Source organism: Klebsiella grimontii, from assembly GCF_900200035.1.
Taxonomy (GTDB): Bacteria; Pseudomonadota; Gammaproteobacteria; order Enterobacterales; family Enterobacteriaceae; genus Klebsiella; species Klebsiella grimontii.
Map to the genome: position 1 here is coordinate 289,129 of NZ_FZTC01000014.1, position 22,312 is coordinate 311,440.

A 22,312-nucleotide genomic window follows, 5' to 3' on the forward strand; every position below is an offset into this window, starting at 1 on the left:
CGGGGCAGAGGGATTAGCGAAAACGCATAGAGAGGTCGAGGGCGCGCACGTGTTTCGTCAACGCGCCAACGGAGATGTAGTCGACGCCGGTTTCGGCAAATTCACGGATGGTATCGAATGTGACGTTGCCGGAGACTTCCAGCGCCGCCTGACCCTGGGTGAGTTTGACCGCTTCGCGCATCAGGTCGGTAGTGAAGTTGTCGAGCATAATGATGTCGGCGCCGGCTTTCAGCGCTTCGTCCAGCTCTTCAAGGGTTTCGACTTCCACTTCTACCGGCACATCAGGGTGTAGCCAGAACGCTTTTTCAACCGCCTGCCGTACCGAGCCGGAAGCGATAATATGATTCTCTTTAATCAGAAAGGCATCGGAGAGGCCCAGGCGATGGTTGGCACCGCCGCCGCATAAGACCGCGTACTTCAGCGCCGTGCGCAGACCCGGCAGCGTTTTGCGCGTATCGAGCAGCTGAGTTTTGGTGCCCGCCAGCAGATCGACATAGCGGCGGACTTCACTCGCCACCCCGGACAACGTCTGCACGAAATTAAGCGCGGTGCGCTCGCCGGTGAGCAGAATACGCGAAGGGCCATCCAGCTCAAACAGCGGCTGGTTTGCTTTTACCGCATCGCCATCTGCAACATGCCAGGTGAAGTTAACGTCATCGCCCGCAAGCTGAATAAAGACTTCTTCTACCCAGCGTTTACCGCAAAATACGCCATCTTCGCGGGTGATCACGACCGCATGCGAGCGCGCGTCCTGCGGCAATAATTGTGCGCTAATGTCGTTATTCGCATCCACTTCACCGCCTAAATCTTCCCGCAGGGATTGGGCGACGGCATCGGTAATATCAAGATTAATACGCTCCAGCAGCGCGTCACGGCGGCGGTCGGGATTGTAGCGACGAGGCGTCATGATAAAGCTCCAGATAGATAAGATTCAGAAGTGGGAAACATGCTAACCTGAACAACGTTTTTGTACCACATCCGCTTCATTTTGCCGGCGGTTTCAGCTTTTGGCGTTAGTCCGCTGAGCGACAGGGCGTATGATGCCGGGGATTTGTTGGACGCGGTGCCGCGAATGCATAAGCTAGTAAAAGGAGACTCAACATGCAGTTGAACGGGGGATGGCTGGTCGAGGCGCGTCGGGTACCTTCGCCGCATCAAGATAGTCGTCCGGATAATGAAACTCCCTCTTTGCTGGTGGTGCACAATATAAGCCTACCGCCCGGCGAATTTGGCGGCCCGTGGATTGATGCCCTGTTCAGCGGTACGCTCGATCCCCATGCCCATCCTTTCTTTGCCGAGATTGCCCATCTTCGCGTTTCGGCGCATTGTCTGATTCGCCGCGATGGTGAAATCGTGCAGTATGTGCCTTTCGACAAGCGCGCGTGGCACGCGGGTGTTTCAAGCTATCACGGGCGCGAGCGCTGCAACGATTTTTCGATAGGCATTGAGCTGGAAGGGACCGACGAGCTGGCTTATACCGACGCGCAGTATCAGCAGCTGGCAGCCGTTACCCGTCAGCTTATCCCGCTCTATCCGGCGATAGCCGACAATATCACCGGCCATAGCGATATTGCGCCAGTGCGTAAAACGGATCCCGGCCCGGCTTTTGACTGGGTAAAATTTCGCGGTCTGTTAACCCCATCGTCAGAATAAGGAGATGCCATGACGTTGTTCACTACGCTGTTAGTCCTCATTGCCGAGCGCTTGTTTAAGCTGGGCGAGCACTGGCAGCTCGATCATCGGCTGGAAGTGCTGTTTCGCCGGATAAAGCATTATTCCCTGCTGACAACCGTACTGATGACGGTCGCGGCGGCGGCAGTGGTGTTTATTATTCAGCGCCTGCTGCAGGGGCAGCTGTTTAACGTTCCGCTGCTGGTGTTCTGGATCCTGCTGGGCCTGCTGTGCATCGGCGCAGGTAAAGTCCGTTTGCACTATCACGCCTACCTGAAGGCCGCGGCGCGCGATGATAGCCGCGCCTGCGACGCCATGGCCAGTGAACTTACCCTGATCCACGGCGTACCGCCCGGCTGCGACCAGCGTGAGTATCTGAGCGAGCTGCAAAATGCGCTGCTGTGGATTAACTACCGCTACTATCTTGCTCCGCTGTTCTGGTTTGTGGTCGGCGGGCCGTGGGGGCCGTTAACCCTGATCGCCTACTGTACGCTGCGGGCCTGGCAAACGTGGCTGGCGCGTTATCAGACGCCGCGCCATCGCTTACAGTCGGGTATCGACGGTATTCTGCACGTGGTCGATTGGGTTCCGGTACGCCTGGTCGGCGTGGTGTACGCTTTGGTTGGACACGGGGAAAAAGCCTTACCGGCGTGGTTTGCCTCGCTGGGCGACCGCCACTCTTCTCAGTATCAGGTATTGACGCGTCTGGCGCAGTATTCGCTGGCGCGTGAGCCGCACGTGGATAAAGTGGCCACGCCGAAGGCGGCGGTCTCTATGGCGAAGAAAACATCGCTGGTGGTGGTGGTGATTATGGCGCTGCTGACCATTTACGGTACGCTGATTTAAGCGCCTGCCCGTTGGCGGGCAGGCATGACTCTTAATACGTGTCTGCTGCCGGGATGCCAAAATCAGGCATCCCGTTTTCTTGCCAGCGAATAAGCTTCAGGCGCGTATGACGATTTGGATCGTACAGCGGGTCGCCTTCGATTTCGGTGTAGTTACGCGCGTGGTACACCAGCACATCTTCTCCCTCCGGCGTCTGCGTAAAACTATTGTGTCCGGGCCCATACTGACGATTCTCATAACTGGTGCGGAATACCGGCTGCGGCGCTTTATGCCAGTTTTCCGGCCGGAGCGGGTCGGCGCTAACGTCTATCCACAGTAAGCCCATGCAGTAGTTTTCGTCGGTGGCGCTGGCGGAATAGCTGACGAACAGCTTGTCTCCGTGGAACAGTACCGCCGGGCCTTCGTTCACCAGAAAACCTCGGCACTCCCAGTCGAACTCGGGTTGACTCAGCATGACCGGCTGACCTTTTAGCGTCCACGGATTTTCCAGTTCAGCCAGATAGAGGTTGGTATTGCCTTTAATTTCAGGATCTTTTTGCGCCCACAGATACCACTGCTTACCCTGATGGCGGAAAGTCGTGGCATCCAGCGCAAAGGTATCAAGCGGCGTTTTAATCTGCCCTTTTTCCTGCCATTTACCGGTTAATGGGTCGCTGTCCGCGCATTCCAGGGCGAACATGCGGTGCTGGAACATCCCCAGCGCATCCAGATCGTGCGTGTGGGTTGCCGCAAAGTAGATGTACCATTTTCCGTCAATCTCATGCAGCTCCGGCGCCCATATGAGCTGGCTCATCGGGCCGCTGTCCGGTTTACGCCAGACGACCACCGGCTGCGCGTCGCGCAAGCCTTCAAGGGTTGCTGAGCGACGGATTTCCAGACGGTCGTACTCTGGCACCGAGGCAATAAAGTAGTAGCTATCCTGATGGCGCAGAATATACGGGTCCGCGCGTTGTTCAATAAATGGATTCGGCCAGTTTTTCATTACGCTTTCCTTACATGTTCGCCGGTTTTCAGTTCCTGATAGTCATTGAGCTCGCTATAGTTGACCCGGCGTTTCTCGAGGTCAGACTGAATTTGCCTCATAAATTCGCGGTTAACCTTCAGCATACGCACCACTCCCGCGGTAATGAGATAGCCGACGCCGGGGATAACGCTGAATAGCAGTACGATACCGTTAATCGCGGATGCGCTTTGCTGTTTCGCGCCAGCATCGTAACCGTACCAGGAGAGCAGGAAGCCAACCATCGCGCCGGCGATAGCCAGACCGACCTTCAGGAAGAACAGGTTGCCGGAGAAGCTGATACCGGTGATGCGTTTGCCGGTCTTCCATTCGCCGTAGTCGTCAACGTCGGCCATCAGCGACCAGTGCAGCGGTGAGGGGATCTGATGCAGGATATTCAGCAGGAAGTAGAGCGCCATAATCATCATGGTGGCGTGCGGGTCGAAGAAATAGAACGCGCAGGAGAAAACGGCCAGGACGATATTGGTCCAGAAAAACACCTGCAGTTTACACCAGCGGTCGGTCAGAACTTTCGCCAGCATACTACCGATCATCATCCCGACCACGCCAAGGCTGATAAACAGCGTGGCGAAGTGGGTGCTTTGCTGCATAACCCAGGTGACGTAGTACATGGTGGCGGCCATGCGAATAAAGCCCGGACAGACGTTGCACAGCGTTAACAGCAGGATGCGAACCCACTGGTCGTTTTTCCAGACGTCTTTCAGATCTTTTTTCAGCTCGTCGTTGGTCTGGACTGCGGGTTTTACGCGCTCACGAACGGTGGCAAAGCAGAACAGGAACATGCACATACCGATAAACGCCAGCACGGTCATCGCCATCTGGTAGCCTTTGGCTTTATCCTCACCGCCGAACCAGTCCGCCATCGGCAGCAGCGTCAGGGATAGCAGAAGAGTGGCAATACCGACCATCACGAAGCGATAGGACTGGCAGGCCACGCGTTCCTGCGGGTCATTCGTAATCACGCTACCCAGTGAGCAGTAGGGGATGTTAATCGCGGTATAGGTTAGCGAGAGCAGGAAGTAGGTGACGAAAGCATAGATAACCTTGCTATTGTACGTCCACTCCGGCGTGGTAAACATCAGGACGCTGAACAGCGCGTACGGGAAGGCAATCCACAGCAGCCATGGACGAAAACGGCCATATTTGCTGCGGGTACGGTCGGCCATCGCCCCCATAATCGGATCGGTAACCGCATCAATAACGCGTACAGAGAGCAGTAATACACCCACCAGCGCAGGTGCGAGGCCAAAAATATCCGTATAAAAATAGTTAACAAACAGCATGATGGCACCGAAGATGATATTGCATCCGGCATCACCCATCCCGTAGCCTATTTTCTCTTTAACTGAAAGCTTATTGCCATTCATCGCGGCGATCTCCCCGTTGCGGTATGGAGAGAATTATTAGTCGGGTAATAAATAAATGCGTTGTAGGAAAGGGTTAACGATATGGATAAATCGGTTATCAGGGGGAAAGTGTGAAGCAGATAACAATGCGCTGTGCCCGCCAGCGGCGGGCGGGCACAGATTCAGGAGATGTATGATTATGCTTTAATGGTGCTGGCCGTTTTCTGCTTAAACAGGTAGCCGACGCCGAGAACGGCAATCCATACCGGAATAAGGTAAACGGAGATCGCCATGCCAGGGGTCATCAGCATGATCACCAGTACTCCCGCCATGAACAGCAGGCAAATCCAGTTGCCCAGCGGATACAGCAGCGCCGGGAAGCGGGTCACCACGCCCTGCTGCTGCTTAGCGCGACGGAATTTGATATGCGCCAGGCTGATCATCGCCCAGTTGATCACCAGGGCAGAAACTACCAGCGCCATCAGCAGACCAAACGCCGATTCCGGCGCGAAGTAGTTAATCAGGACGCACAGCGCGGTCACCAGTGCGGAGACCAGAATAGTGTTGACCGGCACGCCGCGTTTATCGACGCTCATCAGCGCTTTTGGCGCGTTACCCTGCTGGGCCAGGCCGAACAGCATACGGCTGTTGCAGTAAACGCAGCTGTTATACACCGAAAGCGCCGCGGTCAGGACCACGATATTCAGGGCGTTAGCGACAAAGGTATCGCCCAGCTCATGGAAAATCAGGACGAACGGACTGGTATCGGCGGTCACGCGGCTCCATGGCAGCAGCGAAAGCAGAACGGCCAGCGAGCCCACATAGAAAATCAGAATACGGTAGATAACCTGGTTAGTGGCTTTTGGAATGCTTTGTTCCGGGTTATCCGCTTCTGCGGCGGTAATACCCACCAGCTCCAGACCGCCGAACGAGAACATAATAATCGCCATCATCATCACCAGCCCGGTGAAGCCGTGCGGCAGGAATCCGCCTTGCTCCCACAGGTTGCGTACGGTGGCCTGCGGGCCGCCGTTGCCGCTAAACAGCAGCCAGCCGCCGAACAGGATCATCGCCACGACGGCGACAACTTTAATGATAGCGAACCAGAACTCCATTTCGCCAAACACTTTGACGTTAGTCAGGTTGATCGCGTTGATGGCGATAAAGAAAATGGCCGCAGAAACCCAGGTAGGAATTTCCGGCCACCAGAACTGAACGTATTTCCCGACCGCGGTCAGCTCGGCCATCGCGACCAGCACGTAAAGAACCCAGTAGTTCCAGCCGGAAGCGAAGCCCGCAAAGCCGCCCCAGTATTTGTAGGCAAAATGACTAAATGAACCGGCCACCGGTTCTTCAACGACCATCTCGCCCAACTGACGCATAATCAGGAAGGCAATAAAACCGGCAATTGCGTAGCCCAGAATAATACCGGGACCTGCATTTTGGATGACGGATGCGCTACCGAGAAACAAGCCGGTACCGATAGCGCCTCCCAGCGCAATAAGCTGAATATGGCGGTTTTTAAGGCCGCGCTTTAGCCGATCGCCATGCTGTTGACCTTCCATCATGAAACCTCGTGTGTGGTTATGGTTATTATGTTTGTCCGCGTCATCCTTCAGGTGACTTCTTCGCTGTCCATCCCTGCCTGATAGCATAGTCAGTGAAATTTCAGCGGGCCTGAGCTCCGTTTTGCCCCGAGTGATGCAACGCACATATTGTTGTGTTTGTGTAATTATCAAATTCCGATGATGTATTTATTTCTTTACGCAAGGCGGAGAGGGAATTCATAAAAAGGCCTTTCGTATCATGCAGAATAGTGATAAGCGCCGCTGAATGCACCTGCTTTATGAAGGGATGATGACGAAGCGAGCAAAAAGAAACCATTTGTAAATCACACCTCAATATTCCGCTCCTACCTCTTCTTTGCCATTTAGTCGCTTTTATTGAATTTATATTCATTAGTTGGTGAGTTGAATCGGTTCAGATAGCGTAATTTTTCGTTTCGATTAAGTTAACGCTACCTCTTTGTGAGTAAACACAACATTTGTGCAAAGTTACATTTATGAAATGTTATTTCTGTAAGGTTGTTAAAACGTGCCAGGTTTAATGATTTCAATCAAAACCTGTATGGACAGAAGGTGAATACTTTGTTACTTTAGCGATACGAACTATGAATTGGTAAGACCAATTGACTCCGGGCTAATGGCAGAGACAGGGAATATGGCCTACAGCAAGATCCGCCAACCAAAACTATCCGATGTGATAGAGCAGCAGCTGGAGTTTTTAATCCTTGAGGGGACGTTGCGCCCCGGTGAAAAACTCCCGCCAGAGCGTGAACTGGCAAAACAGTTCGACGTTTCCCGTCCCTCGCTCCGTGAGGCTATTCAACGCCTCGAAGCTAAGGGCTTGTTGCTTCGTCGCCAGGGGGGCGGAACGTTTGTACAAAGCCGCCTGTGGCAGAGCTTCAGCGACCCGCTGGTAGAGCTACTGTCCGACCACCCTGAATCCCAATTCGATCTGCTGGAAACCCGTCACGCGCTTGAAGGCATTGCGGCTTATTACGCAGCGCTGCGCAGCAACGATGAAGACCGCGAACGTATTCGCGAGCTGCATCAGGCCATTGAACGGGCTCAGCAGTCCGGCGATCTTGACGCCGAATCCGATGCCGTCGTCCAGTATCAAATTGCCGTCACCGAAGCGGCGCACAATGTGGTGCTGCTCCATCTACTACGCTGTATGGAGCCGATGCTGGCCCAGAACGTTCGCCAGAATTTTGAATTGTTGTACGCCCGTCGGGAGATGCTCCCGCAGGTCAGCAATCATCGTACTCGAATTTTTGAGGCGATAATCGCCGGGGAACCGGAGCAGGCGCGTGAAGCCTCGCATCGTCACTTGGCGTTCATTGAGGAAATTTTGCTGGATCGTAGCCGTGAGCAGAGCCGTCGTGAACGCTCGCTGCGTCGTTTACAGCAACGAAAAGATGAGAACTCCGGTTCTTAAGCGCCATTTTTAGAGCGCGGCAACTAAACGCAGAACCTGTCTTATTGCATTCTCTGGCGAGAATTCAATGGGACAGGTTCCAGATTAATCAACGATTAGATAGATAAGGAATACCCCCCATGTCAGAACGTTTACCCAATGACGTGGATCCGATCGAAACTCGCGACTGGCTACAGGCGATCGAATCGGTCATCCGTGAAGAAGGTGTTGAGCGCGCTCAGTATCTTATTGACCAACTCCTTTCTGAAGCCCGCAAAGGCGGGGTGAAAGTGGCTGCTGGCGCATCGACCGGCGGTTACGTAAACACTATTGCCGTTGAAGATGAACCGGAATACCCGGGGAATCTGGATCTGGAACGTCGTATCCGTTCTGCGATCCGCTGGAACGCCATCATGACCGTTCTGCGCGCATCGAAAAAGGATCTCGAACTGGGCGGCCACATGGCTTCCTTCCAGTCTTCCGCAACCTTCTACGAAGTGTGCTTTAACCACTTCTTCCGCGCACGCAACGAGCAGGACGGCGGCGACCTGGTTTACTTCCAGGGCCACATCTCTCCGGGCGTCTACGCGCGTGCTTTCCTGGAAGGTCGTCTGACTGAAGAGCAGATGAACAACTTCCGTCAGGAAGTTCACGGTAAAGGTCTGTCCTCTTATCCGCACCCGAAACTGATGCCGGAATTCTGGCAGTTCCCGACCGTTTCTATGGGCCTGGGCCCTATCGGCGCGATTTATCAGGCTAAGTTCCTGAAATATCTGGAACATCGTGGTCTGAAAGATACTTCCAAACAAACCGTTTACGCCTTCCTGGGCGACGGTGAGATGGACGAACCGGAATCCAAAGGCGCGATCACCATCGCGACCCGTGAGAAACTGGACAACCTGGTTTTCGTTATCAACTGTAACCTGCAGCGTCTTGACGGCCCGGTTACCGGTAATGGCAAGATCATTAACGAACTGGAAGGCATCTTTGGTGGTGCTGGCTGGAACGTTATCAAGGTTATCTGGGGCGGACGCTGGGACGAACTGCTGCGTAAAGACACCAGCGGTAAACTGATCCAGCTGATGGAAGAGACCGTTGACGGTGACTACCAGACCTTCAAATCCAAAGATGGCGCCTACGTGCGTGAGCACTTCTTCGGTAAATATCCGGAAACCGCAGCGCTGGTTGCCGACTGGACTGACGAGCAGATCTGGGCCCTCAACCGCGGCGGCCACGATCCGAAGAAAGTCTATGCTGCACTGAAAAAAGCGCAGGAAACCAAAGGCAAAGCTACCGTTATCCTCGCCCATACCATTAAAGGTTACGGCATGGGTGACACCGCTGAAGGTAAAAACATCGCCCACCAGGTTAAGAAAATGAACATGGATGGCGTTCGCTACGTCCGCGATCGTTTCAACGTGCCGGTTGCCGATGCGGATATCGAAAAACTGCCGTACGTGACCTTCCCGGAAGGTTCCGAAGAGCACACCTATCTGCACGCCCAGCGTCAGAAACTGCACGGCTATCTGCCGAGCCGTCAGCCGAACTTCGATGAGAAGCTGGAGCTGCCGACTCTGGAAGATTTCGGGCCGCTGCTGGAAGAGCAGAATAAAGAGATCTCTACCACTATCGCGTTCGTTCGTGCCCTGAACGTGATGCTGAAGAACAAATCCATCAAAGACCGCCTCGTGCCGATCATTGCCGATGAAGCGCGTACCTTTGGTATGGAAGGTCTGTTCCGTCAGATCGGTATCTACAGCCCGAACGGCCAGCAGTACACCCCGCAGGACCGTGAGCAGGTTGCATACTACAAAGAAGACGAGAAAGGCCAGATTCTGCAGGAAGGTATCAACGAACTGGGTGCAGGCGCGTCCTGGTTGGCTGCTGCGACCTCCTACAGCACCAACAACCTGCCGATGATCCCGTTCTACATCTACTACTCCATGTTCGGGTTCCAGCGTATCGGCGACCTGTGCTGGCAGGCCGGCGACCAGCAGGCTCGCGGCTTCCTGATCGGTGGTACTTCCGGTCGTACGACGCTGAACGGCGAAGGTCTGCAGCACGAAGATGGCCATAGCCATATTCAGTCTCTGACCATCCCGAACTGTATCTCTTACGATCCGTCTTACGCGTACGAAGTTGCGGTCATCATGCACGATGGTCTGGAGCGTATGTACGGTGAGAAACAAGAGAACGTTTACTACTACATCACCACGCTGAACGAAAACTACCACATGCCGGCCATGCCGGAAGGCGCCGAGGAAGGTATCCGTAAAGGTATCTACAAACTCGAAACCGTTGAAGGTAGCAAAGGTAAAGTTCAGCTGCTGGGCTCCGGTTCTATCCTGCGTCACGTTCGTGAAGCCGCGCAGATCCTGGCTAACGACTACGGTGTAGGTTCTGACGTTTATAGCGTCACCTCCTTCACCGAACTGGCGCGCGATGGCCAGGATTGTGAACGCTGGAACATGCTGCACCCGCTGGAAACGCCGCGCGTTCCGTATATTGCTCAGGTGATGAACGACGCTCCGGCAGTCGCATCGACTGACTATATGAAACTGTTCGCTGAGCAGGTTCGTACTTACGTACCGGCCGATGATTACCGCGTACTGGGTACCGACGGCTTCGGTCGCTCTGACAGCCGTGAAAACCTGCGTCACCACTTCGAAGTTGACGCTTCCTACGTGGTGGTAGCAGCGCTGGGCGAACTGGCTAAACGTGGCGAAATCGATAAGAAAGTGGTTGCTGAAGCCATCACTAAATTCAACATCGATGCAGATAAAGTTAACCCGCGTCTGGCGTAAGAGGTAAAAGAATAATGGCTATCGAAATCAAAGTACCGGACATCGGGGCTGATGAAGTTGAAATCACCGAGATTCTGGTCAAAGTGGGCGACAAAGTTGAAGCTGAACAGTCGCTGATCACCGTAGAAGGCGACAAAGCCTCTATGGAAGTTCCGTCTCCGCAGGCTGGCGTCGTTAAAGAGATCAAAGTCTCCGTCGGCGACAAAACCGAGACCGGTAAACTGATCATGATTTTCGATTCCGCCGATGGTGCAGCAGCCGCTGCACCTGCGCAGGAAGAGAAGAAAGAAGCCGCTCCGGCCGCCGCAGCACCGGCAGCCGCCAGCGCGAAAGAAGTTCATGTACCGGATATCGGCGGTGATGAAGTTGAAGTCACGGAAATCATGGTCAAAGTGGGCGACACCATCGCCGCTGAACAATCCCTGATTACCGTAGAAGGCGACAAAGCTTCTATGGAAGTACCGGCGCCGTTCGCGGGCACCGTGAAAGAGATCAAAATCAACACCGGCGACAAAGTGTCCACGGGTTCCCTGATCATGATCTTCGAAGTGGCGGGCGCAGCGCCTGCCGCAGCTCCGGCAAAAGCGGAAGCCGCTCCGGCTGCTGCTGCACCGGCAGCTTCGGGTTCTAAAGAAGTTCACGTTCCGGATATCGGCGGTGATGAAGTTGAAGTGACCGAAGTGATGGTAAAAGTGGGCGATAAAATTGCCGCTGAACAGTCACTGATCACTGTTGAAGGCGACAAAGCTTCCATGGAAGTGCCGGCGCCGTTCGCGGGTACCGTGAAAGAGATCAAAATCAGCACCGGCGACAAAGTTTCCACCGGTTCTCTGATCATGGTCTTCGAAGTGGAAGGCGCTGCGCCTGCCGCGGCTCCGGCCGCAGCCGCTCCGGCTCCTGCTGCAGCACCGGCTCAGGCGGCTAAACCTGCCGCAGCGCCTGCTGCAAAAGCGGAAGGCAAATCTGAGTTTGCTGAAAACGACGCTTACGTTCACGCAACGCCGCTGATTCGTCGTCTGGCGCGCGAGTTCGGCGTCAACCTGGCGAAAGTGAAAGGTTCCGGTCGTAAAGGCCGTATCCTGCGCGAAGACGTTCAGGCCTACGTGAAAGAAGCGGTTAAACGCGCTGAAGCCGCGCCTGCTGCTACCGGCGGCGGTATCCCGGGCATGCTGCCGTGGCCGAAAGTGGACTTCAGCAAGTTTGGTGAAGTGGAAGAAGTTGAACTGGGCCGCATCCAGAAGATCTCTGGCGCTAACCTGAGCCGTAACTGGGTGATGATCCCGCACGTTACGCACTTCGACAAAACCGATATCACCGATCTGGAAGCGTTCCGTAAACAGCAGAACGCCGAAGCTGAGAAGCGTAAGCTGGACGTGAAATTCACTCCGGTTGTCTTCATCATGAAAGCCGTTGCCGCGGCGCTTGAGCAGATGCCGCGCTTCAACAGCTCCCTGTCTGAAGATGCTCAGCGTCTGACGCTGAAGAAATACATCAACATCGGTGTGGCGGTTGATACCCCGAATGGTCTGGTTGTTCCGGTCTTTAAAGACGTGAACAAGAAGAGCATTACCGAGCTGTCTCGTGAACTGACCGTGATTTCTAAGAAAGCGCGTGATGGTAAGCTGACCGCTGGCGAAATGCAGGGTGGTTGCTTCACTATCTCCAGCATCGGCGGCCTGGGTACCACCCACTTCGCGCCGATTGTGAACGCGCCGGAAGTGGCTATCCTCGGTGTGTCTAAATCCGCGATGGAGCCGGTATGGAATGGTAAAGAGTTCGTGCCGCGTCTGATGATGCCGATCTCTCTGTCCTTCGACCACCGCGTGATCGACGGTGCTGATGGTGCGCGCTTTATCACCATCATCAACAATATGCTGAGCGACATTCGCCGCCTGGTGATGTAAGCGAAAAGCCGGCCTGACGGCCGGCTTTTTTCTGGTAATCTCTTATCCGTTTTGAAGTTACCAGCAATAAAGGACAAAATCGTTTGCCGTTTGTTGTTTCAAAATTGTTAACAATTTTGTAAAATGCTTGCGGATAGAACGTCCCGGTGGACATGGGCGTAAAAACAATAGCGTCAGACCCGCCGGATACAAATTACAGAGGTCATGATGAGTACTGAAATCAAAACTCAGGTCGTGGTACTTGGGGCAGGCCCCGCAGGTTATTCTGCTGCCTTCCGTTGCGCTGATTTAGGTCTGGAAACCGTCATCGTAGAACGTTACAGCACCCTCGGCGGTGTTTGCCTGAACGTCGGCTGTATCCCTTCTAAAGCACTGCTGCACGTTGCTAAAGTTATCGAAGAAGCGAAAGCGCTGGCCGAACACGGCATCGTTTTCGGTGAGCCGAAAACCGACATTGACAAGATTCGCACCTGGAAAGAAAAAGTCATCACTCAGCTGACCGGCGGTCTGGCTGGCATGGCCAAAGGGCGTAAAGTGAAGGTGGTTAACGGTCTGGGTAAATTTACCGGCGCTAACACCCTGGAAGTGGAAGGCGAAAACGGCAAAACCGTGATCAACTTCGACAACGCTATCATCGCGGCGGGTTCCCGTCCGATCGAACTGCCGTTCATTCCGCATGAAGATCCGCGCGTATGGGACTCCACCGATGCGCTGGAGCTGAAAACCGTACCAAAACGCCTGCTGGTTATGGGCGGCGGTATCATCGGTCTGGAAATGGGTACCGTATACCATGCGCTGGGTTCAGAGATTGACGTGGTTGAAATGTTCGACCAGGTGATCCCGGCAGCAGATAAAGACGTGGTGAAAGTCTTCACCAAGCGCATCAGTAAGAAATTTAACCTGATGCTGGAAACCAAAGTGACCGCCGTTGAAGCGAAAGAAGACGGTATCTACGTTTCCATGGAAGGCAAAAAAGCCCCGGCTGAAGCGCAGCGCTATGACGCCGTGCTGGTGGCTATCGGTCGCGTGCCGAACGGTAAAAACCTCGATGCCGGTAAAGCAGGCGTTGAAGTTGACGAGCGTGGCTTTATCCGCGTTGACAAACAGCTGCGTACCAACGTGCCGCATATCTTCGCTATCGGCGATATCGTCGGTCAGCCGATGCTGGCGCACAAAGGCGTTCACGAAGGCCACGTTGCTGCCGAAGTTATCGCCGGCATGAAGCACTACTTCGATCCGAAAGTGATTCCGTCCATCGCCTATACCGAGCCGGAAGTTGCATGGGTTGGCCTGACGGAGAAAGAAGCGAAAGAGAAAGGCATCAGCTACGAAACCGCCACCTTCCCGTGGGCTGCTTCTGGCCGTGCTATCGCTTCCGACTGCGCTGACGGTATGACCAAACTGATTTTCGACAAAGAATCTCATCGCGTTATCGGCGGAGCAATTGTCGGCACCAACGGCGGCGAGCTGCTGGGTGAAATCGGTCTGGCGATCGAAATGGGCTGTGACGCTGAAGATATCGCGCTGACCATCCACGCTCACCCGACTCTGCACGAGTCCGTTGGCCTGGCGGCAGAAGTCTTCGAAGGTAGCATCACCGACCTGCCGAACGCGAAAGCGAAGAAAAAGTAAGTTTTTCTTTCAGGCAAAATCAAAAAGCGGCTCAGTGAGCCGCTTTTTTTATCGGTGATGTTTAGAACTGTGTCGCCGTTAATAAAATTGCACACCTTATTAATTCCTGGAAAATAGTAACTATGTAAACTTATAGGTAGTCAACTATATGTGAGGTATGCGATGAAAAGGCTTTTAACCACCACTCTCCTGGCTGCAACGTTGGTTTCTGGTATGGCCTGCGCGGCGGATGCCGCGATTCCCTGGGCTGATAACAGCGGCGGTACCGAAAGCACCCATATTGCCGCTATGGGCCAGGATTTGAATATACAGCATCAGCAAATAACGAAGACCAGCGAAGGCGTATGGGCGGCGAACTCCGGTAGCATCAGCGCTGATGAAGCGGCGTTGACCAGCACTAAACCGGCTTTTGCCGGCTACCCGTCTCTGATGCCTCATCAGGGCTAAGCCAACGTAGTGATACTGCCCGGCAGCGCCATATCGCGCCGGGCATTTTACTATTGATGGATGGCCTGCCAGCCGGAGTCAGGCGAAAACTGAGAAATCGCCCGCGCCTTGCTTGGCGTTTCATCACCTAAATTAGCCTGATAAACCTCATCATTTTGGTTAACCATAAAGCTCATGATGCCGGTCTTTCCCCATTCCACCGGCCATGCCAGCAGGGCGGCGCCCTGATTCTCGCCGTCTTTAATTATGCGGAAACGATAGCCGTGATAGCCCTCGCCGGGTTCTACGGGACTAAACGCCGGTCCTAACGGGCTGGGGGCTTCGCCGGGAGCGGCTGGCCAGTAGAGGCCATCTTTCTTGCCATCGCTGCTGATAATCTTCTGCGCCCAGGCGTGGTTTAATCGATAGAAATCCTGCTGGGCATCAACGTAAGCATGCATTGCCTGAATGGCTGACAGCTCATTGCGGCCAATCGCGCGAGTCAGGATCTCATCTTCAGCAGCGGCCATATCAAAACGCCAGCCGCTCTTATCCTGAATTATGGGGATCGGTAGCCGCCATGCTTCCTGACCTACCTCCAGCCAGGCGCTATCCTGTTGCTGAACGATACGATGGCTCACTTTCCAGTCACGCTGAAAGCGATCGACGGCGTCAGGGGCAATGCCATCCGGCGGTAAAAACTGCTGCCAGCTATCGCCGAGCAGCCCGTTGAGCGCCGATTCATCATGCTTGCCGATCGCCTCGGCCAGCGCGCTGGCGGCCTGTTGCGGAGAGGAAAACTGCTGTTGAGCCAACGATATGGCGGGCGCCAGGGCCAGCAGAGTCATTGTTAATAATTTTTTCATCTGATTATCCTCAGCGGCGGCGCAGTTCATGATGTTCAGAAAGCTGTTCTCTGGCCGCGCTGCGCTGCTCGCTGCTTAAACCCGAGATATGACGGCTCTGCAGGCCGCGCGCCTGCTGCGACTGCCAGGAAGGAGAGCGGATATCGTTACCGCTCAGGGCATTGGCGTGCAGGTCATTCAGCTTCTGTTGACGTTGTGCGGGCGTTGTGGTCCGCAGCTGTTCGCGGCGCTGTTGCTGCTGCGCCGTTGGATGCTGAATTTGCGATTTTACCGCTTCCCGATGCTGCTGTTGTACGGCGTTATGTTTAACCGCCGGCGTGGCGTCATAGCCGCGGTAGTTATTGCGCTGGGTCACCTGATGCAGCTGCTGCGATGCGAGCTGACGCTGGGCATCGCGGGACGGCGCGCGAGCAAGCGAGTTATCCGCGGCAGCCGCAGGCCCGGTACGCTGCTGTAGCTGAGTCATAGCCGCCTGACGCTGCGCGTTACGATCGACGGGTTGATGTTGGGTAGCGCTAAGCCCGCCGGGAACATTGGTCTGATGATAATGCTGCGCGATGTTGTTGTTCGGGTACGGAATATTGCCGCGCCAGGTTGGATTATGCTGCCAGTTAGCGTGATTACCCGGCAGAGTCTGCCCGGTGATATGGTTGAAATTATTGACGTTGATATTGATATTATCGCCGTTGTGCGAGTAGCCGCCGTGATGATCATCATCGTGGTGGTGATCGTCATCGTCATGATGGCGATCGTCATCATCCCAGTCGATGCTGCTGAACAGGGCGTAGGTGGTGGCGACGCCGAGGCTATAGCCAAAACCTTTGACGAAGCTATCGGTGAACTGTTCACCCGGAGGCGGCGGCAGGTAGACCGGCGGGTAGGCCGTGTTAGGCCAGGCGCCGTAAACTACAGAAGGGTTATAGGCCGGCACGTACACCACGTTCGGATCGGCGGATTCGATTTTAATCACCTGGGCGGGAGGGGAGGATGTCACGGCGCTGCTGCTGCGGGAGGTGCTGGTTGTCGACGTTGCCGCAGCGTTTGTGGCGGTGATGACTTTCTGCTGCGGCGTAGATTTTAGCGTTCCGGTCTGCTGGGCGATGGCGCGTAAGCGCTGCACCGAATCCATGACGTCCTGCGGCTGGGCGAGAAATGCGTTACCCAGGTTTTCTATCCACGGCGGGTTTTCTCCCATTAACGCGAGCAGGGAAGGGAAGGCGACCAGCGATTTTACGCTGGGATCCCAGGGCTGGCTTGCCACCGCTTGTACCGCCGCATCCCCCTTCATTGCGGGATTATCCTGCGACCACTGCACCGCCTGAACGACGTTACTCGGATAGGTCGCAGCCATCAGCACCTGGGACAGGAGATTGTCCGGATAGAGCGCGATCGGCGCGACCCACTGGTCTATTTGCGCGGGGGTATAGGTTGCGGTAACCGGCTGAGCGGCGGCGGTGGTCTGCGCCGTCTGCGCAACGGCGGGTGGCTCGGGGGCCGTTTGCGGTTCCCGGCTTTTAACGTAGAGCGTACCCGCAGCGGCTAATAGTCCGGCACTGCAAAGCAGCGCGAGCAGATGGGGTTTGAAAGGCAGCGTCATAAGGACTCCCGGCACAAAGATTGGCCCGTTTTGACAGAGTATTGTCGTCAAGCGGGGGATTGCCTGAGTATAAAGATCGCGAATTTGCGTTTTTGATTTTAGTTGGGTTTTTGGACAATGATGTGTAACAGAATTAATTTTATATACCGCTAAACTGACAGAAAACCTGCAATATTCTGCCCTTAACGATTCAGCTAATTTTTAATGTTGCTTTTTTGTAAACAGATTAACACCCCGCCAAAATCCTGCTATGCTGCCGACGCGGTATCGGGCATTTACCCTACAAACTGCTGTCTCACAGGAGCGTGAAGAGAATCGCCTACCGCATTTTACAATGAGAGCGAGGAGAACCGTCGTGCTAGAAGAATACCGTAAGCACGTAGCTGAGCGTGCCGCCGAGGGGATTGTACCGAAACCCTTAGATGCAACCCAAATGGCCGCGCTGGTAGAACTGCTGAAAAACCCGCCAGCGGGTGAAGAAGAATTCCTGTTAGACCTGTTAATTAACCGCGTACCGCCGGGCGTCGACGAAGCCGCCTATGTTAAAGCCGGATTCCTTGCCGCGATCGCCAAAGGCGATGCAACTTCTCCACTGGTTACCCGTGAAAAAGCTGTCGAACTGCTGGGCACCATGCAGGGCGGTTACAACATTCATCCCCTGATTGACGCGCTGGACGACGCAAAACTGGCGCCGATTGCCGCGAAAGCGCTGTCCCACACCCTGCTGATGTTCGACAACTTCTACGATGTTGAAGAGAAAGCCAAAGCGGGCAATGAATATGCCAAACAGGTGATGCAATCCTGGGCTGACGCTGAGTGGTTCCTGAGCCGTCCTCAGCTGGCTGACAAAATCACCGTGACCGTTTTTAAAGTCACCGGCGAAACCAACACCGATGACCTGTCTCCGGCTCCTGATGCCTGGTCCCGCCCGGACATTCCGCTGCACGCGCTGGCAATGCTGAAAAACGCCCGTGAAGGCATCGACCCGGATCAGCCAGGCGCCGTCGGCCCGATTAAGCAGATTGAAGCACTGCAGCAAAAAGGTTTCCCGCTGGCGTACGTCGGCGATGTCGTGGGTACCGGTTCATCGCGTAAATCCGCCACCAACTCGGTGCTGTGGTTTATGGGCGACGATATTCCGAACGTGCCGAACAAACGCGGCGGCGGTCTGGTTCTCGGCGGCAAAATTGCGCCTATCTTCTTTAATACCATGGAAGATGCCGGCGCGCTGCCGATTGAGGTGGATGTAAACAACCTGAATATGGGCGACGTGATTGACGTTTATCCGTTCAAAGGTGAAGTACGTAACCACGAAACCGGCGAACTGCTGGCGACCTTCGAGCTGAAAACCGACGTGCTGATCGACGAAGTACGCGCAGGCGGCCGTATCCCGCTAATCATCGGTCGTGGCCTGACCACCAAAGCGCGTGAAGCGCTTGGCCTGCCGCACAGCGAGGTATTCCGTCAGGCGAAAGACGTGGCGGAAAGCAGCCGCGGCTACTCTCTGGCGCAGAAAATGGTTGGCCGCGCCTGCGGCGTAGCCGGGGTTCGTCCGGGCGCTTACTGCGAACCGAAGATGACCTCCGTAGGCTCTCAGGACACCACCGGTCCGATGACCCGTGACGAGCTGAAAGACCTGGCGTGCCTGGGCTTCTCTTCCGACCTGGTGATGCAGTCCTTCTGCCATACCGCCGCTTATCCTAAGCCGGTTGACGTCACCACGCACCACACGCTGCCGGACTTTATTATGAACCGCGGCGGCGTATCGCTGCGTCCTGGCGATGGCGTTATCCACTCCTGGCTGAACCGTATGCTGCTGCCGGATACCGTCGGTACCGGCGGTGATTCGCATACCCGTTTCCCGATTGGTATCTCTTTCCCGGCAGGTTCTGGCCTGGTGGCGTTTGCCGCCGCGACCGGCGTCATGCCGCTGGATATGCCGGAATCGGTGCTGGTGCGCTTTAAAGGCAAAATGCAGCCGGGCATTACCCTGCGCGATCTGGTGCACGCCATCCCGCTGTATGCGATCAAACAGGGCCTGCTGACCGTTGAGAAGAAAGGTAAGAAAAACATCTTCTCCGGCCGCATTCTGGAGATCGAAGGTCTGCCGGATCTGAAAGTTGAGCAGGCGTTTGAATTGACCGATGCCTCCGCAGAGCGCTCGGCTGCAGGCTGCACGATCAAGCTGAACAAAGAGCCGATCGTTGAGTATCTGACCTCCAACATCGTCCTGCTGAAGTGGATGATCGCGGAAGGCTACGGCGACCGCCGTACGCTGGAACGTCGCGTTCAGGGCATGGAAAAATGGCTGGCGGAACCTGAACTGCTGGAAGGGGATGCGGATGCAGAATATGCGGCGGTGATCGATATCGATCTGGCCGATATCAAAGAGCCAATCCTCTGCGCGCCGAACGATCCGGACGATGCGCGTCTGCTGTCCGACGTGCAGGGTGAGAAGATCGATGAAGTGTTTATCGGTTCCTGCATGACCAACATCGGCCACTTCCGCGCGGCTGGTAAGCTGCTGGACAACCACAAAGGTCAACTGCCGACCCGTTTGTGGGTAGCGCCGCCAACCCGTATGGATGCCGCGCAGCTGACTGAAGAGGGTTACTACAGCGTGTTTGGTAAGAGCGGCGCGCGTATTGAAATCCCTGGCTGCTCCCTGTGCATGGGTAACCAGGCGCGCGTTGCTGACGGTGCGACGGTGGTTTCTACTTCAACCCGTAACTTCCCGAACCGTTTAGGTACCGGCGCTAACGTCTTCCTGGCCTCTGCGGAGCTGGCGGCAGTCGCCGCGCTTATCGGTAAGCTGCCGACGCCGGAAGAGTACCAGACCTACGTGGCTCAGGTGGATAAAACCGCGGCGGATACCTACCGCTATCTGAACTTCGACCAGTTGGGTCAGTACACTGAGAAGGCTGACGGGGTTATTTTCCAGACCGCGGTGTAATGCGCTAGGTCAGAGCGGTACATAATCCCCTCAATGCCCGGTGAACTTTGCGTCACCGGGCATTTTTATTTCCAATCCCTCCGTCCGCGACGCTTTTTTTCTCCCTTACTGCTGCGATAATGACGCTATGGGTACAGTGCAGCGGTGACGCACTGCCCTTGCAGAGGAAAAGACTATGGATTACGAATTTCTGCGCGATATTACCGGAGTGGTAAAGGTGCGAATGTCGATGGATCATGAGGCTATCGGCCACTGGTTCAACGAAGAGGTCAAAGATAACCTTACCCTGCTTGATGAAGTCGAGCAGGCCGCGCGCACCGTCAAAGGCAGCGAACGTTCCTGGCAGCGTGCCGGTCATGAATACACATTATGGCTGGATGGTGAAGAAGTGATGATCCGCGCCAATCAGCTGGATTTTTCCGGCGATGAGATAGAAGAGGGGATGAGCTACTACGACGAAGAAAGCCTCTCGCTGTGCGGTATTGAAGATTTTTTACAGGTCGTTGCCGCCTATCGTGAGTTTATGCAGCAGCGCTAAGTCTGGCGGAGCCTCCGTGCTCCGCCGGGCGTTACACCGCCGGTATATTTCTTGCGTAGTAAATTTCACGCATCTCTTTCCACAGCTGGTCAGTGATGACCCTGCGCTCTTCTTCGGTTAAATCTTCCGGCCTGGTGTGAAACATATAGTGCTTAAGGTCGAATTCCTTAAGCAGCATCTTGGTATGGAAGATATTCTCCTGGTAAACGTTCACGTCCACCATGTCATACAAAGACTTAATATCCTCGGACATGAAGTTCTGAATGGAGTTAATTTCATGATCGATGAAGTGCTTCATGCCGTTCACATCGCGGGTAAAACCGCGAACGCGATAGTCAATGGTGACAATATCGGATTCTAGCTGGTGAATCAGATAATTCAGGGCCTTCAGCGGTGAAATGACCCCGCAGGTTGAGACTTCAATATCGGCACGGAAGGTGCACAGCCCGCCTTCAGGATGGCTTTCCGGGTAGGTATGAACGCAGATATGGCTTTTATCGAGATGCGCCACAACGGTTTCCGGTAGCGGGCCCGGATGTTCGGTCTGATCGATAAGCTGCGGATCGATAGGCTCTTCGCTGACCAGGATCGTCACGCTGGCGCCCTGAGGCTCATAATCCTGACGCGCAATGTTAAGAATATTTGCGCCGATAATTGAACAGGTCTCGGACAAAATTTCTGTCAGGCGGTTGGCGTTGTAGAGTTCGTCAATATAGGCGATGTAGCCATCGCGCTCCTCTGCCGTTTTCGCGTAGCAGATATCATAGATGCAAAAACTCAGGCTTTTGGTCAGATTGTTAAAGCCGTGCAGCTTCAATTTTTTCAATTTAGATCACCCCCTTACTTAACGGTGGATAGCGCATTCAGTAAATATTGCGGTAAAGCAAATGCCGCCGCGTGAATTGCCGGATTGTAATAACGGCACTTCAGGTTCGATTTATGAAAGCGGGCCTGGATGATTTCGCTGGAAAGGTGGCGCAGGGCTTCGTTGTCCGTGGCCCATGCGAAGGTCATAATGCCGCCGTAATAGGTTGGAATCGCCGCCTGATAGAAGCTCACATCGCTAAAGTAATGACTGAGCTTGCGATGGCTATCGACGGCTTCATCCTGCTGCAGGAAGCTGACGCCGTTCTGAGCGACGAAAATCCCGCCAGGATTGAGGCAGCGTTTGCAGCCTTCATAAAATGCGGAAGTGAACAGGCTCTCGCCGGGACCGATAGGATCGGTGCAATCGGAGATAATGACGTCAAACGTTTGCGCCGTTTGGTTAACAAAATTGACGCCATCGTCAATGACCAGCGTAAAACGCGGATCGTCGTACGAGCCAGCGTTATGATTAGGCAGATACTGACGACAGAACGACACCACGCCAGCGTCAATTTCTACCATAGTGATGCTTTCGACATTGCCGTGGCGAGAGACTTCGCGCAGCATGGCGCCATCGCCGCCGCCGATAATTAACACATGTTTCGCCTGACTGTGGGCCATTAGCGGAACATGGGTCATCATTTCATGGTAGATGAACTCATCACGCTCGGTGGTTTGTACCACCCCGTCCAGCGCCATCACGCGACCAAACGCCGCGTTTTCGAAAATGATTAAATCCTGATGCTCGGTTTTCTCATGATACAGAACGTTATCAACGCTGAAATACTGACCAAAATGGTCGTGCAGCGTTTCATGCCACAGATTGCTATCGGCCACGGGCAGATCCTCCTTTGTTAACATC

Annotated in this window: 17 protein-coding genes; 9 read left to right on the plus strand and 8 right to left on the minus strand. The window is 54.7% G+C overall.

All coding sequences use genetic code 11. From position 1 onward, the window contains the following. Positions 1–13: 13 nt before the first annotated feature. Complete coding sequence (gene nadC, locus KOSB73_RS07085; RefSeq protein WP_004872153.1) at positions 14–907, minus strand: carboxylating nicotinate-nucleotide diphosphorylase; 894 nt, start codon at positions 905–907, stop codon at positions 14–16. 194 nt (positions 908–1,101) lie between these two features. Here nadC and ampD point away from each other — a divergent pair, with 194 nt between their 5' ends. Next, positions 1,102–1,653: a 1,6-anhydro-N-acetylmuramyl-L-alanine amidase AmpD gene (gene ampD / locus KOSB73_RS07090; RefSeq protein ID WP_004872150.1), complete on the plus strand. Its 552-nt coding sequence runs from the start codon at positions 1,102–1,104 to the stop codon at positions 1,651–1,653. 9 nt (positions 1,654–1,662) lie between these two features. After that, complete coding sequence (gene ampE, locus KOSB73_RS07095) at positions 1,663–2,517, plus strand: beta-lactamase regulator AmpE (protein WP_024360320.1); 855 nt, start codon at positions 1,663–1,665, stop codon at positions 2,515–2,517. A 31-nt stretch (positions 2,518–2,548) separates the two neighbouring features. Here the strand turns inward: ampE and KOSB73_RS07100 are convergent, their stop codons facing one another. The 3 genes from KOSB73_RS07100 to aroP form a co-directional block, all read right to left on the minus strand. Further along, a complete protein-coding gene (locus tag KOSB73_RS07100; protein WP_024360321.1) occupies positions 2,549–3,499 on the minus strand; it encodes a glycoside hydrolase family 43 protein in 951 nt (316 codons plus the stop codon). Beyond that, the gene (locus tag KOSB73_RS07105) at positions 3,499–4,905 is read right to left on the minus strand and encodes a glycoside-pentoside-hexuronide (GPH):cation symporter (protein ID WP_004872145.1); all 1,407 of its coding nucleotides are present in this window, start codon (positions 4,903–4,905) and stop codon (positions 3,499–3,501) included. The genes KOSB73_RS07100 and KOSB73_RS07105 overlap by 1 nt, the downstream gene beginning before the upstream one ends. Positions 4,906–5,081: 176 nt before the next feature. After that, positions 5,082–6,452, minus strand: coding sequence for an aromatic amino acid transporter AroP (gene aroP / locus KOSB73_RS07110; protein ID WP_098067371.1), 1,371 nt, complete (start codon positions 6,450–6,452; stop codon positions 5,082–5,084). Between the two features lie 652 nt (positions 6,453–7,104). On the opposite strand from aroP, the gene pdhR reads away from it, so the two are divergent. From pdhR to KOSB73_RS07135, 5 genes are all read left to right on the plus strand, one after another. Beyond that, complete coding sequence (gene pdhR, locus KOSB73_RS07115; RefSeq protein ID WP_004098632.1) at positions 7,105–7,884, plus strand: pyruvate dehydrogenase complex transcriptional repressor PdhR; 780 nt, start codon at positions 7,105–7,107, stop codon at positions 7,882–7,884. A gap of 119 nt (positions 7,885–8,003) precedes the next feature. Continuing rightward, the gene (aceE, locus tag KOSB73_RS07120; RefSeq protein ID WP_049090141.1) at positions 8,004–10,667 is read left to right on the plus strand and encodes a pyruvate dehydrogenase (acetyl-transferring), homodimeric type; all 2,664 of its coding nucleotides are present in this window, start codon (positions 8,004–8,006) and stop codon (positions 10,665–10,667) included. Positions 10,668–10,681: 14 nt separating this feature from the next. Further along, entirely contained in the window at positions 10,682–12,571 is a 1,890-nt protein-coding gene (aceF, locus tag KOSB73_RS07125; RefSeq protein WP_004872140.1) for a pyruvate dehydrogenase complex dihydrolipoyllysine-residue acetyltransferase, read from the plus strand. Positions 12,572–12,778: 207 nt separating this feature from the next. Continuing rightward, positions 12,779–14,203, plus strand: coding sequence for a dihydrolipoyl dehydrogenase (lpdA, locus tag KOSB73_RS07130; protein WP_004098637.1), 1,425 nt, complete (start codon positions 12,779–12,781; stop codon positions 14,201–14,203). 162 nt (positions 14,204–14,365) lie between these two features. Beyond that, positions 14,366–14,650, plus strand: a complete 285-nt coding sequence (locus KOSB73_RS07135) for a hypothetical protein (RefSeq protein ID WP_004872139.1) — start codon at positions 14,366–14,368, stop codon at positions 14,648–14,650. 50 nt (positions 14,651–14,700) lie between these two features. Here KOSB73_RS07135 and KOSB73_RS07140 read toward each other — a convergent pair whose 3' ends face one another. Together KOSB73_RS07140 and KOSB73_RS07145 are read right to left on the minus strand one after the other, a co-directional pair. Then, positions 14,701–15,495, minus strand: a complete 795-nt coding sequence (locus KOSB73_RS07140; RefSeq protein WP_024360324.1) for a DUF2950 family protein — start codon at positions 15,493–15,495, stop codon at positions 14,701–14,703. Between the two features lie 10 nt (positions 15,496–15,505). Further along, entirely contained in the window at positions 15,506–17,092 is a 1,587-nt protein-coding gene (locus KOSB73_RS07145) for a DUF3300 domain-containing protein (RefSeq protein WP_098140341.1), read from the minus strand. 355 nt (positions 17,093–17,447) lie between these two features. On the opposite strand from KOSB73_RS07145, the gene acnB reads away from it, so the two are divergent. Then, positions 17,448–20,045 carry a bifunctional aconitate hydratase 2/2-methylisocitrate dehydratase gene (gene acnB, locus KOSB73_RS07150; protein ID WP_024360326.1) on the plus strand — a complete coding sequence of 866 codons (2,598 nt, stop codon included), beginning with the start codon at positions 17,448–17,450 and terminating at the stop codon, positions 20,043–20,045. Between the two features lie 175 nt (positions 20,046–20,220). Beyond that, complete coding sequence (yacL, locus tag KOSB73_RS07155) at positions 20,221–20,583, plus strand: protein YacL (protein WP_004129024.1); 363 nt, start codon at positions 20,221–20,223, stop codon at positions 20,581–20,583. A gap of 31 nt (positions 20,584–20,614) precedes the next feature. On the opposite strand, the gene speD is transcribed toward yacL, so the two are convergent. Together speD and speE are read right to left on the minus strand one after the other, a co-directional pair. Further along, entirely contained in the window at positions 20,615–21,409 is a 795-nt protein-coding gene (speD, locus tag KOSB73_RS07160) for an adenosylmethionine decarboxylase (RefSeq protein ID WP_004872133.1), read from the minus strand. 14 nt (positions 21,410–21,423) lie between these two features. Further along, complete coding sequence (gene speE, locus KOSB73_RS07165) at positions 21,424–22,287, minus strand: polyamine aminopropyltransferase (protein WP_064411304.1); 864 nt, start codon at positions 22,285–22,287, stop codon at positions 21,424–21,426. Positions 22,288–22,312: the final 25 nt, after the last annotated feature.

What these genes read in the sequence shown, in the direction of transcription:
- nadC (WP_004872153.1), bottom strand. Translation starts at nt 907, where the DNA reads ATGACGCCTCGTCGCTACAATCCCGACCGCCGCCGTGACGCGCTGCTG.
- ampD (WP_004872150.1), top strand. Translation starts at nt 1,102, where the DNA reads ATGCAGTTGAACGGGGGATGGCTGGTCGAGGCGCGTCGGGTACCTTCG.
- ampE (WP_024360320.1), top strand. Translation starts at nt 1,663, where the DNA reads ATGACGTTGTTCACTACGCTGTTAGTCCTCATTGCCGAGCGCTTGTTT.
- KOSB73_RS07100 (WP_024360321.1), bottom strand. Translation starts at nt 3,499, where the DNA reads ATGAAAAACTGGCCGAATCCATTTATTGAACAACGCGCGGACCCGTAT.
- KOSB73_RS07105 (WP_004872145.1), bottom strand. Translation starts at nt 4,905, where the DNA reads ATGAATGGCAATAAGCTTTCAGTTAAAGAGAAAATAGGCTACGGGATG.
- aroP (WP_098067371.1), bottom strand. Translation starts at nt 6,452, where the DNA reads ATGATGGAAGGTCAACAGCATGGCGATCGGCTAAAGCGCGGCCTTAAA.
- pdhR (WP_004098632.1), top strand. Translation starts at nt 7,105, where the DNA reads ATGGCCTACAGCAAGATCCGCCAACCAAAACTATCCGATGTGATAGAG.
- aceE (WP_049090141.1), top strand. Translation starts at nt 8,004, where the DNA reads ATGTCAGAACGTTTACCCAATGACGTGGATCCGATCGAAACTCGCGAC.
- aceF (WP_004872140.1), top strand. Translation starts at nt 10,682, where the DNA reads ATGGCTATCGAAATCAAAGTACCGGACATCGGGGCTGATGAAGTTGAA.
- lpdA (WP_004098637.1), top strand. Translation starts at nt 12,779, where the DNA reads ATGAGTACTGAAATCAAAACTCAGGTCGTGGTACTTGGGGCAGGCCCC.
- KOSB73_RS07135 (WP_004872139.1), top strand. Translation starts at nt 14,366, where the DNA reads ATGAAAAGGCTTTTAACCACCACTCTCCTGGCTGCAACGTTGGTTTCT.
- KOSB73_RS07140 (WP_024360324.1), bottom strand. Translation starts at nt 15,495, where the DNA reads ATGAAAAAATTATTAACAATGACTCTGCTGGCCCTGGCGCCCGCCATA.
- KOSB73_RS07145 (WP_098140341.1), bottom strand. Translation starts at nt 17,092, where the DNA reads ATGACGCTGCCTTTCAAACCCCATCTGCTCGCGCTGCTTTGCAGTGCC.
- yacL (WP_004129024.1), top strand. Translation starts at nt 20,221, where the DNA reads ATGGATTACGAATTTCTGCGCGATATTACCGGAGTGGTAAAGGTGCGA.